Origin of the sequence: Sphingobium cloacae (assembly GCF_002355855.1) — a bacterium.
GTDB classification, from domain to species: domain Bacteria; phylum Pseudomonadota; class Alphaproteobacteria; order Sphingomonadales; family Sphingomonadaceae; genus Sphingobium; species Sphingobium cloacae.
Genome location: NZ_AP017655.1, coordinates 243,004 through 258,648, shown reverse-complemented (window position 1 = coordinate 258,648; position 15,645 = coordinate 243,004). Strand labels below are relative to the sequence as shown.

17 protein-coding genes and 1 tRNA gene are annotated in these 15,645 nt (G+C 64.7%); 10 read left to right on the top strand and 8 right to left on the bottom strand.

Annotation, left to right across the window (positions count from 1 at the left end; genetic code table 11):
* Window position 1 precedes the first annotated feature (1 nt).
* Window positions 2-1,768 (bottom strand): DNA mismatch repair endonuclease MutL, encoded by a 1,767-nt coding sequence (gene mutL, locus SCLO_RS01390; protein WP_066519073.1) that lies wholly within the window; start codon window positions 1,766-1,768, stop codon window positions 2-4.
* A gap of 89 nt (window positions 1,769-1,857) precedes the next feature.
* On the opposite strand from mutL, the gene SCLO_RS01385 reads away from it, so the two are divergent.
* The 6 genes from SCLO_RS01385 (at window position 1,858) to SCLO_RS01360 (ending at window position 7,724) form a co-directional block, all read left to right on the top strand.
* On the top strand, window positions 1,858-2,904 hold the full coding sequence (locus SCLO_RS01385; protein WP_066519071.1) for a rod shape-determining protein: 1,047 nt from the start codon (window positions 1,858-1,860) through the stop codon (window positions 2,902-2,904).
* Between the two features lie 18 nt (window positions 2,905-2,922).
* Window positions 2,923-3,837, top strand: a complete 915-nt coding sequence (gene mreC / locus SCLO_RS01380; protein ID WP_066519066.1) for a rod shape-determining protein MreC — start codon at window positions 2,923-2,925, stop codon at window positions 3,835-3,837.
* Window positions 3,834-4,361 carry a rod shape-determining protein MreD gene (gene mreD, locus SCLO_RS01375; RefSeq protein WP_096362075.1) on the top strand — a complete coding sequence of 176 codons (528 nt, stop codon included), beginning with the start codon at window positions 3,834-3,836 and terminating at the stop codon, window positions 4,359-4,361. The genes mreC and mreD overlap by 4 nt, the downstream gene beginning before the upstream one ends.
* Complete coding sequence (gene mrdA / locus SCLO_RS01370) at window positions 4,358-6,418, top strand: penicillin-binding protein 2 (RefSeq protein ID WP_066516581.1); 2,061 nt, start codon at window positions 4,358-4,360, stop codon at window positions 6,416-6,418. The genes mreD and mrdA overlap by 4 nt, the downstream gene beginning before the upstream one ends.
* The gene (gene rodA, locus SCLO_RS01365; protein WP_066516580.1) at window positions 6,415-7,527 is read left to right on the top strand and encodes a rod shape-determining protein RodA; all 1,113 of its coding nucleotides are present in this window, start codon (window positions 6,415-6,417) and stop codon (window positions 7,525-7,527) included. Before mrdA ends, rodA begins: the two co-directional genes overlap by 4 nt.
* Window positions 7,528-7,648: 121 nt before the next feature.
* A tRNA-Lys gene (locus SCLO_RS01360) sits at window positions 7,649-7,724 on the top strand.
* Between the two features lie 327 nt (window positions 7,725-8,051).
* On the opposite strand, the gene SCLO_RS01355 is transcribed toward SCLO_RS01360, so the two are convergent.
* Together SCLO_RS01355 and mreB are read right to left on the bottom strand one after the other, a co-directional pair.
* The gene (locus tag SCLO_RS01355) at window positions 8,052-8,285 is read right to left on the bottom strand and encodes a helix-turn-helix transcriptional regulator (RefSeq protein ID WP_231923305.1); all 234 of its coding nucleotides are present in this window, start codon (window positions 8,283-8,285) and stop codon (window positions 8,052-8,054) included.
* A 298-nt stretch (window positions 8,286-8,583) separates the two neighbouring features.
* A complete protein-coding gene (gene mreB / locus SCLO_RS01350; protein WP_231923304.1) occupies window positions 8,584-9,657 on the bottom strand; it encodes a rod shape-determining protein in 1,074 nt (357 codons plus the stop codon).
* Between the two features lie 232 nt (window positions 9,658-9,889).
* Between mreB and rnk the strand changes: the two genes are divergently transcribed.
* From rnk to SCLO_RS01335, 3 genes are all read left to right on the top strand, one after another.
* Complete coding sequence (rnk, locus tag SCLO_RS01345) at window positions 9,890-10,318, top strand: nucleoside diphosphate kinase regulator (RefSeq protein ID WP_066516577.1); 429 nt, start codon at window positions 9,890-9,892, stop codon at window positions 10,316-10,318.
* 248 nt (window positions 10,319-10,566) lie between these two features.
* Window positions 10,567-10,917 carry a hypothetical protein gene (locus tag SCLO_RS01340; protein ID WP_066516576.1) on the top strand — a complete coding sequence of 117 codons (351 nt, stop codon included), beginning with the start codon at window positions 10,567-10,569 and terminating at the stop codon, window positions 10,915-10,917.
* A complete protein-coding gene (locus SCLO_RS01335; RefSeq protein WP_066516573.1) occupies window positions 10,914-11,624 on the top strand; it encodes a uroporphyrinogen-III synthase in 711 nt (236 codons plus the stop codon). Before SCLO_RS01340 ends, SCLO_RS01335 begins: the two co-directional genes overlap by 4 nt.
* 230 nt (window positions 11,625-11,854) lie before the next feature.
* On the opposite strand, the gene SCLO_RS01330 is transcribed toward SCLO_RS01335, so the two are convergent.
* The 5 genes from SCLO_RS01330 to SCLO_RS01310 are packed head-to-tail and all read right to left on the bottom strand — an operon-like array spanning window position 11,855 to window position 14,981.
* Complete coding sequence (locus tag SCLO_RS01330) at window positions 11,855-12,319, bottom strand: hypothetical protein (RefSeq protein ID WP_066516571.1); 465 nt, start codon at window positions 12,317-12,319, stop codon at window positions 11,855-11,857.
* An 8-nt stretch (window positions 12,320-12,327) separates the two neighbouring features.
* The gene (hmpA, locus tag SCLO_RS01325; RefSeq protein ID WP_066516568.1) at window positions 12,328-13,539 is read right to left on the bottom strand and encodes an NO-inducible flavohemoprotein; all 1,212 of its coding nucleotides are present in this window, start codon (window positions 13,537-13,539) and stop codon (window positions 12,328-12,330) included.
* A gap of 35 nt (window positions 13,540-13,574) precedes the next feature.
* Complete coding sequence (locus SCLO_RS01320; protein ID WP_066516566.1) at window positions 13,575-13,853, bottom strand: DUF1971 domain-containing protein; 279 nt, start codon at window positions 13,851-13,853, stop codon at window positions 13,575-13,577.
* 1 nt (window position 13,854) lies between these two features.
* Window positions 13,855-14,541 carry an alternative oxidase gene (locus tag SCLO_RS01315; RefSeq protein WP_066516564.1) on the bottom strand — a complete coding sequence of 229 codons (687 nt, stop codon included), beginning with the start codon at window positions 14,539-14,541 and terminating at the stop codon, window positions 13,855-13,857.
* Entirely contained in the window at window positions 14,538-14,981 is a 444-nt protein-coding gene (locus SCLO_RS01310) for a group III truncated hemoglobin (protein ID WP_066516563.1), read from the bottom strand. Before SCLO_RS01310 ends, SCLO_RS01315 begins: the two co-directional genes overlap by 4 nt.
* A gap of 109 nt (window positions 14,982-15,090) precedes the next feature.
* Between SCLO_RS01310 and SCLO_RS01305 the strand changes: the two genes are divergently transcribed.
* A complete protein-coding gene (locus SCLO_RS01305; protein WP_066516560.1) occupies window positions 15,091-15,579 on the top strand; it encodes an Rrf2 family transcriptional regulator in 489 nt (162 codons plus the stop codon).
* The last annotated feature ends 66 nt before the right edge of the window (window positions 15,580-15,645 follow it).

Genomic DNA, 15,645 nt, shown 5'->3' with positions numbered 1-15,645 from the left:
CTCATTTCCTTCCGAACAGCTTTTCGATGTCGCCATGGCCCAGCTTCACCCATGCGGGGCGGCCGTGATTGCACTGGCCGCTGCGGGGCGTGACTTCCATCTCGCGCAGCAGGGCGTTCATTTCGGCGACGCTCAGCACGCGCCCTGCGCGCACCGATCCGTGGCAGGCCATGGTGGCGGCGACGAGATCGATCCGTTCCTTGAGCGAAAGCGCGCTGTCATAGGCGGCGAGATCGTCGGCCAGGTCGGTGACGAGGCCCTGCGCGTCGGCCTGCCCCAATATCGCGGGCACCGTGCGCACCAGCATGGCCGAGGGGCCGAAACGCTCGAGTTCCAGACCGAAGTCCCGGAGTTCCGCGGCCCGTGCCTCCAGCCGGTCGCAGGCGGTTTCGTCCAGTTCGACGACTTCGGGCAGGAGCAGCGCCTGCGAAGCCACCCCCTGCCCTTCCATCGCGCGGCGCATCCTCTCGAGCGTCAGCCGCTCATGCGCGGCATGCTGGTCGACGATGACGAGGCCGTCCTCCGCCTCCGCGACGATGTAGGTGCGCGCCACCTGCCCGCGCGCGACGCCGAGCGGGAAATTCCGCGACTCCGGGGCGGGCGCGGCGGCGGTTTCGGCACGGGCCTGCGGCGGCGGCGTGAAGAAGCCGGGGCGGCGGTCCGCGAACATGGCGGGAGCGGGAGAAGCGGCCTCGAAGATCGGCATGGCGCCGATCGGCGTGGGCGAGACGGGCTCGCTCTTCCATGCGGAGAGGGCCGCCGGATCGGCATGCTGCACCGCGCGGAAGCCCTCCGCATCCAGGGCGCGGCGCAGGCCGGAGACGATCATGCCCCGGATCATTGCCGGATCGCGGAAGCGTACCTCCGTCTTGGCCGGGTGGACGTTCACATCGACCTCCAGCGGCGGCATGTCGATGAAGAGGGCGACGACGGGATGCCGGTCCCGCGCCAGCATGTCGGCATAGGCGGCCCGCACCGCCCCCACCAGCAGCCGGTCGCGTACCGGGCGGCCGTTCACGAACAGGAATTGATGATCGCCCACGCCGCGATGATAGGTCGGGATCGACGCCACGCCGGACAGGCGCACCCCTTCCCGCTCCAGCGAGACGATGACATGATTGTCCGCCAGCGCCCGGTCGGTGAGCGCGGCGACGCGATCTTCCCGCGATTCTCCCTCCTGCACGTTCCATATGCGGCGTCCGTCATGCTCCAGGCTGAAGGCGACGGCGGGATGCGCCATCGCCAGACGGCGGACCACATCCATGCAGGCGGCATATTCCGACTTGGCAGAGCGCAGGAATTTGCGGCGCGCGGGCACGCGGGCGAAAAGCTGCTCCATGACGACGCGCGTTCCGGGCGGCAGGGCGGCAGGCCCTTCGCCGACCAGTTCACCGTTGTCCATCGTGCGATTCCAACCGTCCGTCCCGCGCGGGCGGCTGTCGATGGACAGACGGGCGACGCTGGCGATGGAGGGCAGCGCCTCTCCGCGAAAGCCGAGCGTCGTCACATGTTCGATAGCGTCGCCGGGCAGCTTGGAAGTAGCGTGACGCTCCAGCGCCAGCGCGATGTCCGCCGAATCCATGCCGCAGCCGTCGTCGCTGACCTCCACCCGGTCCAGCCCGCCGTTGGACAGGCGTACAGCGATCCGCCGCGCTCCGGCATCCAGCGCGTTTTCAACGATTTCCTTGAGCGCGCTGGCGGGCCTTTCGACCACTTCGCCCGCGGCGATGCGATTGACCAGATGTTCGGGCAGGCGGCGTATTGACATTAACCAATGACTAGCCCAAGCGAACGCTTTCCGCGACCCACAGCCCAGCTTTTTTTCGTCGGTCAAGGGCAGGCTGAACAGGATAAAGCATGTCGATCTTTTCCCGTCTCTTCAAATTCTCCTCCCAAGACATGGCCATCGACCTCGGCACCGCCAATACGGTGGTGTATGCGCGCGGGCGCGGCATCGTCCTGAACGAGCCGTCCGTGGTCGCGGTGGAGACGCTGAACGGGGTCAAACGGGTCAAGGCCGTGGGCGACGACGCGAAGCTGATGATGGGCAAGACGCCCGATTCGATCGAAGCCATCCGTCCGCTGCGCGACGGCGTGATCGCCGACATCGACGTGGCCGAGCAGATGATCAAGCATTTCATCACGAAAGTGCATGGCGGCAAGCAGCGCCCGTGGCGCTTCCCGGAGATCGTGATCTGCGTCCCCAGCGGCTCGACCAGCGTCGAGCGCCGCGCCATCCGCGACGCCGCCAGCAATGCGGGCGCGAGCCAGGTGTTCCTGATCGAGGAACCCATGGCCGCCGCCATCGGCGCGGACATGCCGGTGACCGAACCGATCGGCTCCATGGTCGTGGACATCGGCGGCGGCACGACCGAGGTTGCGGTGCTGTCGCTGCGCGGTCTGGCCTACACCACTTCCGTGCGCGTGGGCGGTGACAAGATGGACGAAGCCATCGTCTCCTTCGTGCGCCGCCACCACAACCTGCTGATCGGCGAAGCCACCGCCGAGCGCATCAAGAAGCAGTTCGGCGTCGCCCAGCCCCCCGAGGACGGCGTGGGCGAGACGATCCACATCAAGGGCCGCGACCTGGTGAACGGCGTTCCCAAGGAAATCAGCATCAACCAGGGCCAGATCGCCGACGCGCTGGCCGAGCCGATCAGCACCATCGTCGAAGGGGTGCGCATCGCGCTGGAGAACACCGCGCCGGAACTGGCGGCGGACATCGTGGATCAGGGCATCGTGCTGACCGGCGGCGGCGCCCTGCTCAAGGGGCTGGACGACGAACTGCGCGATGAAACGGGCCTTCCCGTCACCATTGCCGAAGATCCGCTGACCTGCGTCGCGATCGGCACCGGGCGGGCGATGGAAGACCCGATCTTCCGGGGCGTGCTGCAAACCACCTAAGGCACAGGGGAACAAGGAATGGCGCGGCCAACCAGCCGACGCCCCGGCCATAACCGGAAGGCGCAATATAGCCTGTTCGCCAGCTATGTCGTGGCGGTGACCGGCGCGGTCGTCGGCCTGCTGCTGGTGGTTGTCGCCATATTCGATCCCACCGGCTTTGCCGCCATCCGCACCGGCACGGCCGAATTGACGCGCCCGGTCTCCACCGGGCTTCGCCATATGGTGAGCGGCGTGGCTTCCGTCGACGAGGTGCTGGCCGCCTATTGGCGCGCGGGCACGCAGAATGTCGCGCTGCGACGGCAGGTGGAAGCGGACCGCAACCGCATCATCGAAGCCAAGGCCATCGCCCAGGAAAATGCGCGCCTCAAGAAACTGTTGAAACTGGTGGACGAGGACCAGAGCGAGGTGCTGGCGGCCCGGCTCATCAGCTCCTCTTCCAGCAGCGCGCGGCGCTTCGCCCGGCTGAACGCGGGAAGCTGGCAGGGGGTGAAGCCGGGCATGCCGGTGCGCGCGCCCGAAGGACTGATCGGCCGCGTCTTCACCACCACGCCCAACACGGCCGAGGTGCTGCTGCTGGCGGACGGCAGCAATATCGTGCCGGTGCGGCGCGCCAACGACAATATCCCGGCGATCTCCACGGGGCTGGGCGACGGGACGCTGGAAATCCGCGCTCTTTCCGCCGGGCGCAATCCGTTCAAGCCGGGCGACCTGCTGGTCACGTCGGGCATCGGCGGCATCTACCAGCCCAACATTCCCGTCGCGGTGGTCGTGCGCGTGCAGGGCGAGATCGCCTATGGCGTCCCGCTCGCCAACCCCTCGCGCGTCGACGCCGTGATCGTGGAACGCGCCTTCGAACAGGTGGTGACCCGGTCCGAAGCGGACGGGGCGGCCCAGCCCGAAGCGCCCGCCGCCGACAATGCGGCGGCTCCATGATCGACCGGCATCTGCACCATGCCACCCGGCTGGGCCGCTACCCCTCCCGCTTTCGCCTGAACGGCACGCCGGTCATCACCGTCCTGCTGGGGTCGATGATCACCGCCCTGCCGGTGATCGCGCAATTTCCGTCCATGCCGCCCTTCGGCCTGCTGGTCCTGCTCGCATGGCGGCTGATGCGGCCCGAACTGTGGCGGGCATGGATCGGCCTGCCGCTGGGCCTGTTCGACGACATGCTGAGCGGACAGCCCATCGGATCGGCCATGTGCCTGTGGACGGTGATGCTGATCGGCATCGACGCCATCGAGCATCGAATGGTGTGGCGCGGCTATCGGCAGGACTGGCTTATCGCGGCGGTCGCGATTATCTTCTGCCTGGCCGGGGGCATGTTCTTTGCCCACATCACCGGCGGAGGGCAAATCAAGCTGATATTGGTGGCGCCGCAGATGCTCTGGACGATCCTGCTCTTTCCCTTCGTCGTGCGGCAATGCGCGCGGATCGACCGCTGGCGCGTGATGGCATGAAATTCATCCGGTCCAAGCGCAAGATCGTCACCGAAGCCACCCAGACCTTCACCTTCACGCGACGGGCGATGGTGGTGGGCGGGCTGCAAGGCGCCTTCGGCCTGATGCTCGCCGGGCGCATGGCGTGGATCAGCGTGGCGCAGAACGAGAAATACAACCTTCTTTCCGAAAGCAACCGCGTCAACCTGACGCTCATTCCGCCGCGGCGCGGGTGGATCATCGACCGTAACGGCAGGCCGCTGGCCAATAACCGCACCGATTTCCGCGTCGACCTGATCCCCGAGCGCGTCAAGGATGCCGACGCCACCATACGCAACCTGGCCGAGCTGCTGGCGCTGGAAGCGGAGGAGATCGAGCGGATCAAGGAGGAGCTGGAGAAATCCCCCGGCTTCCGCCCGGTGCAGGTCGCCGACAAGCTGAGCTACGATCAATATGCGGCGGTCAGCGTGCGCCTGCCCGACCTGCCCGGCGTCGCGCCGAGCCAGGGCTTTTCCCGCTATTATCCGGCGGGCGCATCGGTGGGGCATCTGCTGGGCTATGTCGGCGCGGCGTCCGCAAAGGAATATGAGGAACGCAAGAACCCGCTGCTCATCACCCCCGGCTTCAAGATCGGCAAGGACGGGCTGGAACGGGCGTTCGACAAGGAACTGACCGGAAAGCCCGGCGCCAAACGGGTCGAAGTCACCGCGCGCGGCAAGATCGTGCGCGAACTGACCACGCGCCCGGACATACCCGGCAACACCATCCGCCTCACCATCGACGCGGGATTGCAGGAATATGCGGGCCGCCGCCTCGCCACGCAGAGCGGATCGGTGGTCATCCTGGATTGCCGCAACGGCGATGTGCTGGCCATGGCGTCCATGCCCAGTTTCGATCCCAACAGCTTTTCGGACGGCATCAGCCATCTGGAATGGGACATGCTGTCGAAGGACGACCATGTCCCCCTGCGCAACAAGACGCTGCAAGGGCTGTATCCGCCAGGCTCCACAGTCAAACCCATGGTGGCGCTCGCGCTGCTGGAAGCGGGCGTGCATCCGTCCGAGACGGTGGGCTGCGCGGGCGCGATCAGGGTTGGCAACACGCTGTTCCACTGTCACAAAAGGCGTGGCCATGGCGCGGTGAACATGCGCACGGCCATCGCCCAGAGCTGCGACATCTATTTCTACCAGATGGCCCAGCGCATCGGCATGGACCGCATCGCCAGCATGGCCCGGCGCGTGGGCATGGGGCAGAAATTCGACCTGCCCTTCCCCAGCCAAAGCTATGGCACGGTGCCCGATCCGGCATGGAAGCTGAAAAAATACGGCCAGTCCTGGCAGGTGTACGACACCGTCAACGCCACGATCGGCCAAGGCTATATGCTCATCAATCCGTTGCAGATGGCCGTCATGGCGGCGCGGCTGGCGACCGGGCGGCAGTTGATGCCCAATTTCATCCTTGACGCGGAGCGGCCCGCGCCGGAATCGGTCGGCGCTTCGGAAGACCATCTCGTCGTCATCCGCGACGCGATGAGCGCGGTGGTGAACGGCGGCGGAACCGGCGGCGCGGCGCGGATCAACATTCCCGGCGTGCTGCTGGCGGGCAAGACGGGCACGGCGCAGGTCCGCCGCATCACCATGGCCGAGCGCGCGGGCGGGGTCCGCGGCAATGCCTCCCTGCCCTTCAAGCTGCGCGACCATGCGCTGTTCCAGGGCTTTGTGCCGTTCGACAATCCGCGCTATGCGGTGGGCTGCATCATCGAGCATGGCGGCCACGTCAACCGGATCGAGGACGCGCCGATGATCTGCGCCGACACCCTGTCCTATCTTTTCGACCCGAAGAAAGCGATGGAGAAGCTGGAAACGCTGGAAAAGGGCTGGGGCGGAACGCCCGCCGAGCGGCTGGCGCGGCAAACCGCCGCCTTCCGCCTTTCCAAGGCCATCGAGAAGGGCGAAGTCCCCGCCTCTGCCGCCGGCAATGCGACGCAGGCCGCAAACGCCGCCGCGCCCGCGGCCACGCCGGCGGAAGAAGATGGCGACGCGCCGCCTCCCGCATCGAGCCCGACAGGCGCGCCATGAGCATCGTCCCCAAGCCTCTCGCCGAATTTCCATGGCGCGTGCTGGTGCTGCTGCTGGCGATCGCTGCTTTCGGCACCGTCGTCCTCTACAGCGCGGCGGGCGGCAGCATGACGCCATGGGCGATCAACCAGATCATACGCTTCGTCATCTTCTCGGTGATGGCGCTGGTCCTCAGCCGGATCAGGGTGGAAACCTTCGCCCATTTCGCCTTCCCCGCCTATGCGGCCGTGCTGATCGCCCTGATCGTGGTCGAACTGGTCGGCGGCGTGGCTGGGGGAAGCCAGCGATGGATCAATCTCGGCTTCATGCAGCTTCAGCCTTCGGAGTTCATGAAGCCGGTCATCGTGCTGGCCGTGGCGCGATTTTATGCCCTGCTTTCGGTCGGGGAAATTCGCCGATGGAACGCGATCTGGCCCGCGCTGGTGCTGATCGGGGTGCCGTGGGCGCTGGTCCTGATCCAGCCCGATCTGGGCACCGCGACGATGATCGCGGCGGGCGGCATCACCGTCATGTTCCTCGCGGGATTGCCGCTGCGGCTGTTCATCGGGTCGGCGTTGACGCTGGCGGCGGTCATCCCGATCGCCTTCAGCTTCCTGCATGACTATCAGCAGAAACGGGTGCTCATCTTCCTCGACCCGGAAAGCGATCCGCTGGGCGCGGGCTATCACATCAGCCAATCGAAGATCGCCATCGGATCGGGCGGCATGTTCGGCAAGGGCTTCCTGAAAGGAACGCAGAGCCATCTGGATTATCTGCCCGAAGGCCACACCGATTTCGTGTTCGCCACCATGGCGGAGGAATGGGGACTGGTCGGCGGCATCCTGCTGATCTGCGGCTTCATGCTGTTGTTCCGCTGGGGCATCCGCGTGTCGTTGCGCGCGCAGGACAAATTCGCCCGCCTCGTCGCGGCGGGCCTCACCACCACCATTTTCTTCTATGTCGCGATCAATCTGATGATGGTCATGGGGCTGGCGCCGGTGGTGGGCATTCCCCTGCCCTTCATGTCCTATGGCGGTTCGTCGATGCTGACCGTGATGCTCTGCGTCGGCATCGTCATGAGCGTCGATCGTTCCAACCGGCGGCGAACACCGGAAGGCAACTGGTCCTAGAAGCGCAGGCCGGAATATTTTCGGCACCGCGTCATTTTATGTTTGCAAGCCGCTGGGATCGTTGCTAACCGGCCGACCTCACGACGGAGCATGCCCTTCCGAGGGATCCGAAAGAGAGTGTGGACGCATAGCTCAGTTGGTAGAGCAGCTGACTCTTAATCAGCGGGTCCTTGGTTCGAGCCCAAGTGCGTCCACCAAAAACTCCGATAAAATCAATGACTTGAACTTAGCATTCGGCAAGCGTCGCGCTTGAATTCCAAAAGTGTGCAGCAAAGTGTGCAGCAGATTTAACGTGATGCTAGGCTCCCAGAGGTTTAAGAATGTTCCTGTGAGTGACGCCTTGTTCGCGTCCACCAACCACAAAAACCGTCATGCAAGTGGCGGCTTGAGGCATTCAGCCCCAGCCTGGGAACGAGTCTTATGCTGTTCGCGGAAGCTGATTCGCAGGCGGCGCTCCGAATGAAGGACGTGTCTGCACACCACTCGGAACTGGCGGACGTGCGGTCCGCTATCGTGAAAATTGGCTATGGGATTCCTGGCCTCGACGCCAGAGCCTCATCCCGGGCGGCCTTTCGCTGGTCCAACCAATCATCGATCTCGGACGCTATCCAGCGGTTTGTGCCCACGCCCAGTTTGATCGGCACGGGAAAGCGCCCCTGTTTGATCAAGCGTGCCACATGCTGGCGGGTGAAAGGAATGTCCTTCGCCTTCAGATCGGAAAATGCCAGCAGATTAGGCATCGCGATGTCCGATCGCATCGGCTGCCGACTTCCATGCTGCGGTCGAGGGAGTAGCGCCTTTGAAAATCGTCAGCCCGCTGCCTCCGCTTCCTTCCCTCTCCCTTCCCTTCCGAGCGGTCTGAAGTGATTGAGCCGTTATGCGCGCGTCGTGAGCCGCGGTTCGCTCAAAATGATCTTGGGGGCCATTGAAATAGCGCATGGATTGCTACCCGGTGGGCACGCAAGCAGGCCATGACGCCAACCAAATCTACCAGTTTGAACGCGGGGTCCAAAGGACGAAGATCGCCCTTTCAGGCAGGCTGCTGCCGCAACACACCTAGTCGAACAGCATTTGATGTAGCCCCCGCGCTACGCAGCGCGCCGGCTCGTCCGCGACTGCGACGGCAAGTCCTGTTTCCGACCCGATCATGGCGCCGAGCAGCGGAGTTGCCGCGCTCCCGCCCGTAAGAATGATGCCGCGCTCATGGATATCCTGGCTGAGTTCGGGAGGTGTTCCGCCCAGCACCTCGCGAACGGCATCAATGATCTGCTGAAAGTGCTTCTCGGCGACCCGATCGAGTTCAGTGAGCGGCAGTGCCAAGGCAGCCGGCAGTCCGGTCGCGAGGCTGCGCCCTTTGACTTCGATCGTCTCGTCTTTCGCCGCATCGTTGCGACGATTTTCGGCGTAGCCCAGCTTGAGCTGTTCCGAGGTCAGCTCGCCGGCCAGGAATTTGTGCTTGAAATGTAGATGGTCGGCGATCGCCTTGTCGAGCGTTGCGCCGCCGACACGCACCGAACGTGTCACGCAGATGCCGCCGAGCGACAGCACCGCGACTTCGGTCGTACCGGCACCGCACTCGACGATCATTGTACCGGTCGGGGCGTCGATCGGAAGACTGGCCCCGAGCGCGGCAGCGAAGGGTTCGGCGACGAGCCGTACCGAACCGAGACCGGCATCGTGTGCCGCCGTCATCAGGGCTCCGCGTTCCGCCTGTGTGGCATCGGCGGGCACGCCGATCATGGCATGGGGTGCGCGAAAATGCTTGCGACCACGCGCCTTGCGAACGGCGTAGCGCAGCAAATGCGTCGCGGCATCGATGTCCTGAAGCACGCCGCGCGCCAGCGGCCGCCTGATCTGGAGCTTGCCTGGCGTCCGATCGACCATCGCCTGCGCCGCTATGCCTGCGGCATGGAGGCTGGGTGCCGTATCGATATGCGCAAAGCAGCACAGCGACGGTTCGTCGAGGATGATACCCTCGTCGCGGCCGATGACGCGCAGATTGGCGGTCCCGAAATCAATCGCGAGTTCGGGCCGCTTCCAGGAAAAGTGTGAAGCCACTGTTAGCAGGTAGCAAGGAGCGTCGCATTTGTCTCGCGCGACATCTCGCAAGCGCATCACGCGGGGATACAAGCGTTTGCTATCACGTCGACGTTGACGCCAGGCACCGGGCAGGACATGTTCTGCCCGTCATGCAAATGCGCGGTCTCCTTGTCCGGAACCGTCATCACGCGGGCCAGCTTATGGCGGGCATTTAGCCCCGGGTTCCGGCGCTTCGTGCCCGAACTCGGGGCACAAACTCCATCGCCTCATCTGCCGTCGCCTCCTTGTCGGTCGGCGTGCCTTTCCACAGGAAGCCCTTGTCATGACCAGTCCGAAGCACGTGGCCCGCCCACCCGTTCACATGATCGATACGCAAGCCGATGCTCTCTCGGACCTCGCCCTGCGGACGGAGGACCGCAACCCCGAGGTGAGCGGCCTGCTGCTCGAGGAGATCACGCGCGCGACGATCTATAACGCGGCGAAGATCCCGGGCGACGTCGTGACCATGCATGCGCGTGTCGAGTTCGTCGATGAATCGCGCGGGATGCCGCACATCGTCGAACTCGTCTGGCCGGGCGAGGCTGACTTCGCGGCCGGACGTCTGTCGATCCTGACCCCGACCGGCGCAGGTCTGATCGGGCTGCGCGAAGGCGGTTCGATCCTCTGGCCCGACCGCGACGGGCACGAGCGCAGGCTGACAATCGTCAAGGTCACACAGCCTGGACCTGTGCCGGGGCAGAACGGTCGATAGTCGTGGTTGCCCCAATGAGGGGATGTTACCCTGAGGGCATGACCAAAGGCATGCTGGCGATTCGATTCCTGTTGCATGGCGGCACCTTGATGACGCGCCTGCCCGCCTCGGACGGCGCCCAGGCCTGACCGCGCCGCACGTCCGAGGCTTTCCCGGGATCCGGATCCATCATCCGCCGGTCGAACAACGGCACCGGGCGCTCGCGCGGAGGCGCGTCCCCGTCGCCGATCCACCGTGGAGAATCTTGTATGATCGCATCGCCCGACGACCGTGACCTTCTATCCCTGCTCGCCGAACGACGAGACGTTTTCGAAGCGCGTATGGCCCAGTTTCTTTCGGATACGCCCTCCAGCAGTCCGATCCCTGACAACAAGGTCGCCGCAAGGCTGCTGCTGGACGTCGTCCTCGCGTCGCATGCCGACGTTGGCTTTACCGCGGGCGCGGCAGCGATCTCCAGCCGAAAGGTCTTCAGCCACTTCGGTGACGCGCTGGTGCCGCTGTTAAAGGACGTGCTGGGGCCCGACGTCCCGATTGCGTTCCTGGCACGCTGCGTTGACGGCTATTGGCGCTCCGTCCGGGAGCAGATGCCGAAAACATGACGTTCGCTGTCTGGGTGACGCGGACCGATCCGTTCAACCGTCTCACCGCCCGGCATCTGCGCGCTGCCGGTTATGAAGCCTTGACCGAACCCGTGCTGAGGGTCGTGCCGGCTGCAAGGCCCGTGGCCTATGCCGTGCCGGATGCGCTGGTTTTCACAAGCTTGAACGGCATCAGGCTGCACCGGTTCTTGCCGGGCCTGGCCGGTCTTCCGATCTTCACGGTGGGCGACCGCAGCGCGCGCTTTGCCTGCACCCGCGGTTACCGCCACGTGTTTTCCGCCGGCGGTGTTGTCGAGGATCTGCGCCGCACCGTTCGCGAGACGATGTGGCCCGGCGCGGACATCCTCCATGTCGGCGCCGCGGATTCTGCTGGGGCGCTCACCGAGGCGCTTTGCGAGGACGGCTTCAGAGCGCGGCAGCTGCACAGCTATCACATCGTAGAAGCGGAGCCACGCGATCTCGAATGGATCGCTGGCCAGCTCGGCGAGATAGGGTCTATCCTTGTCCATTCGCCGCGCGCGGGTCGTCACATCGCCGGATGGCTCATGCAGCAGGCGGCCGACTGGGGCGGCGAGATCGTCTGCATCTCGCCGGCCGCCGCAGAGTCCTTCGTTTCCTTTGCGAGGGCGAAGATCAAGGTCGCGCCGAGGCCCGATGAGATTTCTCTCCTCGCCCCGCTGCTCAGGGCAGCGCGGCGGTCAAAGTGATTTCGACCTTATAATCGGATGGACTATATTCTTCACGTTCGCATCGGCGGCATCGAGGATTATGGCGCGTTCCACCGCGACGGCTGTGGCAGCTGCCCGGCGTCTCGCGTGTCACGTCGATCTTTGCGATGCGCCGCGATGACCGGGCATGCGGGTGGATGATCCCGCGCTGATCGTATCTCTTTCTGAGCGAACGATGCACTGCGAACTTCTGCAAAGGGCGCAGGCCGTCAGAAAAGGCCGTGACTGCCGCCCACGGCGCCCGCTAGCGCGACCACGGAGGCTGCCAGCAAGACGCGGTGGATTTGCTCCATGCGCGCGAAATCCCGAGCCGGCCGCGCCGTCCTCTCCATATGCCGGTGGAGGAAAAAGGGTTCGATAAGGAACAGCATGGCCGCGAAGACGAGCCACACGGCGACCATCGCATGCATCCACCAGCAGGAGGGATCGAGGAAACGGCCCCACATCTGGCCGCGCCACGTCATCCAGAACCCGCTGGCGCCCGCAAGCAGCACCCAGATGCGCGCCTGCGGTGCAAAGCGGCCTTCGATGCGGTGGAAAGCAGAGAGCCTTTCCTTCGGCGGATGGCCGCTTCGCACCGACGGCATCACCACGAGCGTCACGAACGCGACGCCGCCGATCCAGAACAGGACGGCCACGACATGGATCGCGCGCGCGATGATGACGTCGTCCATGGCGAGCCTCAGGCGGCGAGCAGTTCGTCGGCGGGGCCGAAGAACTCATAGTGGATGCGGCTTGCCGGCACGCCCGCGAGCGACAGCGCGGAGACCGCATGCCGCAGGAACGGGCGCGGACCGCAGATGAAATAGTCCGCTTGCGCGATCGGGGTGTTGGCGACGAGCCATTCGTCGGTGATGATCCCGGCAACGTCGTAATCGCGCCCCTCGACCTCGTCGCCGAGCGGCATCTGATGAAAGTCGGTAACCGCAACAGCTTTTCCTTTTGCGGCCTGCTCACGGACGTGATTGCGCATCGCATGGGTGTCGCGATCGTGGGTGCCGTGGATGTAATGGACGGACGCCTCGCAGCCTTGCGCCACCAGAGCTTCGAGCATCGCCACCATCGGTGTCAAACCGACGCCGCCCGAGAGCAGCACGACCGGACGCTCCGGCTTGCCATCCAGGAAGAACTCACCGGCGGGCGCCGCAACCTTGAGCACCGTGCCGGCCCTCGCCTGTTCATGCAGCCATCCGGACACCAGGCCATGCGGTTCGCGCTTGACCGAGATACGGTAGCTTTCGCCATTGGGCGCGGCCGAGATCGAGTAGTTGCGCTTGATCGGTGAATGGCCGGGGATTTCGATCCAGAAGGTCAGATACTGACCCGGCTTGTGGGCCATGACCGGATCGCCGTCGACGGGCCGCAGGATGAAGGACTTGATGACGCTGCTTTCGGTGACGACTTCATCGACCCGGAAATCGCGCCAACCGTTCCAGCCACCGGTCGTCTCCTTCTGATCGTCATAGATGCGGTGTTCGCGAGCGATCAGAATATTGGCGAGGAACCAGTATGCCTCACCCCAGGCGGCCAGGATCTCTTCTGTCGCAGCATCGCCCAACACGGCCTTGATCGCCCCAAGCAGTGCCTCGGCGACATAGGGATAATGTTCGGGCAGGATCTGCAGCCCGACATGCTTCTGCGCGATACGCTCGACCGCTGGGGCAAGGGCGCCCAGATTCTCGATGTTGTTGGCATAGGCCAGGATCGCACCGGTCAGCGCGCGCGGCTGCGAGCCGGCATCGCCATGATGCGACTGGTTGAACAGGTCACGGATCTCCGGATTCTGGAACATGCGCGAATACATTTCCCGCACGATGTCGAGGCCGTGCGCTTCGAGCGCGGGAACGGTGGCTTTGACGAGCGCGATGGTCTGCTCGCTCAAGGGCTGCGACATGAAAATCTCCTGGTTGGCTAATGGGTGGTGCTGGTTCAGACGCCCGCAGGCGGTTGATCGTAGAAATCGACCTGCATTTTCATGTTGCCGATCGGCGTCACGAAATGCGGCTGCTGTGGCTGGATGAGTCCAGGATTGTCCGGCGTCAGTACGACCTCGGAGGGAGGATCGAGATAGGTAAGCCGGAGTTCGCCCTCTATCACCCGGATCACGCCCCAGACGCCCGCCTTGGTGTCATGACGGGCGCGGAGCGCCGCCGGCAGCGTGTCCTGATCGAACACCGGCGTCGAGCGGTAGGGCGCCGGAGCCGCCATCTCAGGCGGCCATCCGGATGTCGTCGGCATGCGCAGGATAAGGCGCCGACCTGCCCGTCGGAGCAAGGCCGGCGAGTTCGCTGGCGAAACCATGGTTGACGTCGCGATGATGGGCCTCGTCGGCGCGAACCACGAGCACAACATCACGCAGGGTCGCGTCGTCGGCGAGCTTCCAATAATGTCGCGCGATGGCCGGCGCCGGCAGGTTCGGGCTGCGTCCCTCGTCGATCTCCTTGAGATAGAGGGTGTAGCTGATCACCGCCTCCTCCTCGAAATAGCCGACGATGCGGTGCGCGGTTCTGGCGCTGACCAGGTAGAGCGCGAAGAAGGCAAGATAGAACACCCACTGGACCCCCAGGATCACCATGCGCTCGAACAGGGTCGGCCTGGCGACCTCGATGAAGGTCATAAGGTGCATGCGCTCATTCTCCGCTTCCTCCATGAGGGTGCGGATCCAGCCCTTGTCGTCGCACATGCGGCGCAGGCATTTGAGATGGTTGATGGTCGCGCCGACCATGCCCGGCACGGCGGCGACCGTTTCGAGCACGATGGCGCGGTGGCCGTAGCGCTTGGCGAAGAAGGTGTCGGCGCTCCAGCGCAGAACCTTCGTGAACCCGAGCGCGATGCGGTCGCGCAGATCCCGGGGCTGGTGATGGACGCTGAGGTCCACGAGAGGGATATCGGTCATGGCAGCACACTCCGTTGAGGAAGGTCCGTCGCGTCGGCGTTGCGGCGGGCGGGTCCGGGGATCGGCTGGTCATCCAGCCGGAAAAACAGCGCGAGTTGCAGGCTCTGCGCGATGCGAGCCGCGCGGTCCTGCAAGGCGGCGGCCGCTGGCGGCGTCATCATTTCGTCGGTGGTCTGCGCCCAGAGCGCCAGCCAGCGGTCGAACAGCGCCGGCGTGATGCGATCTTTGTGCTTCATATGTGCGGGCACCGGCTGCCCTTTATAGCGGCCGCTGGTAAGCATGACCGACGACCAGAAGGCGGCGAGCTTGTCCAGATGCTCGGTCCAGTCAGCGATGGCGTCATTGAAAATCGGGCCGAGCGCGCCATCGGCACGGACACGCGCGTAGAAGGCATCGACCAGCGCTTTTAGCCCTTCATCGTCCATGTCCAGCGCGACCATCGCCCCGACTCCAAATCATGCTTCACGAATGCATCTATACCGACGGTCAAAAACATGCAATAGCAATGCATGATTATACGACGAGCTGACGGCTCGTTCCGGAGTGCCTATGAAGCTGACCCTGTTCACCGATTATGCGATGCGGACGCTGCTCTATCTGGGGGCGCGCCCCGAACGGCTCTGCTCGATCGGCGAAGTGGCGCAGGCCTATCGCATCTCGCAAAACCACCTGATGAAAGTGGTCGTCGAGCTCGTAAGAAGCGGCCATGTCGAAAGTGTGCGCGGACGGTCCGGCGGCATTCGTCTGGGCATGCCGCCCGAGGAGATCAATGTCGGCGCTGTCGTTCGGCACACCGAAGATGGCTTCGACCTGGTCGACTGCGGAAGCTGCATCGTCGCCCCGGCCTGCGGCCTGACGGGCGTGCTGAAGGAGGCGCTCGGCGCATTCATGTCGGTGCTTGACCGCTACACGCTTGCCGACCTGCTCGCCAAACGCGGCGATATCGCCGCGATCTTCGCTTCCCAGGAGATCGGTGCGCTTGACGCAGCCCCGATCCGAAAACGTCGCCAGGAGTTGGCGTTGCAAAAGGAGGCCTGAGCCATGTTCTGCCCCGAGTGCGGTCAACCGGTCGATCCCGCGCCGTTCGACGCTCGTCACCAATCG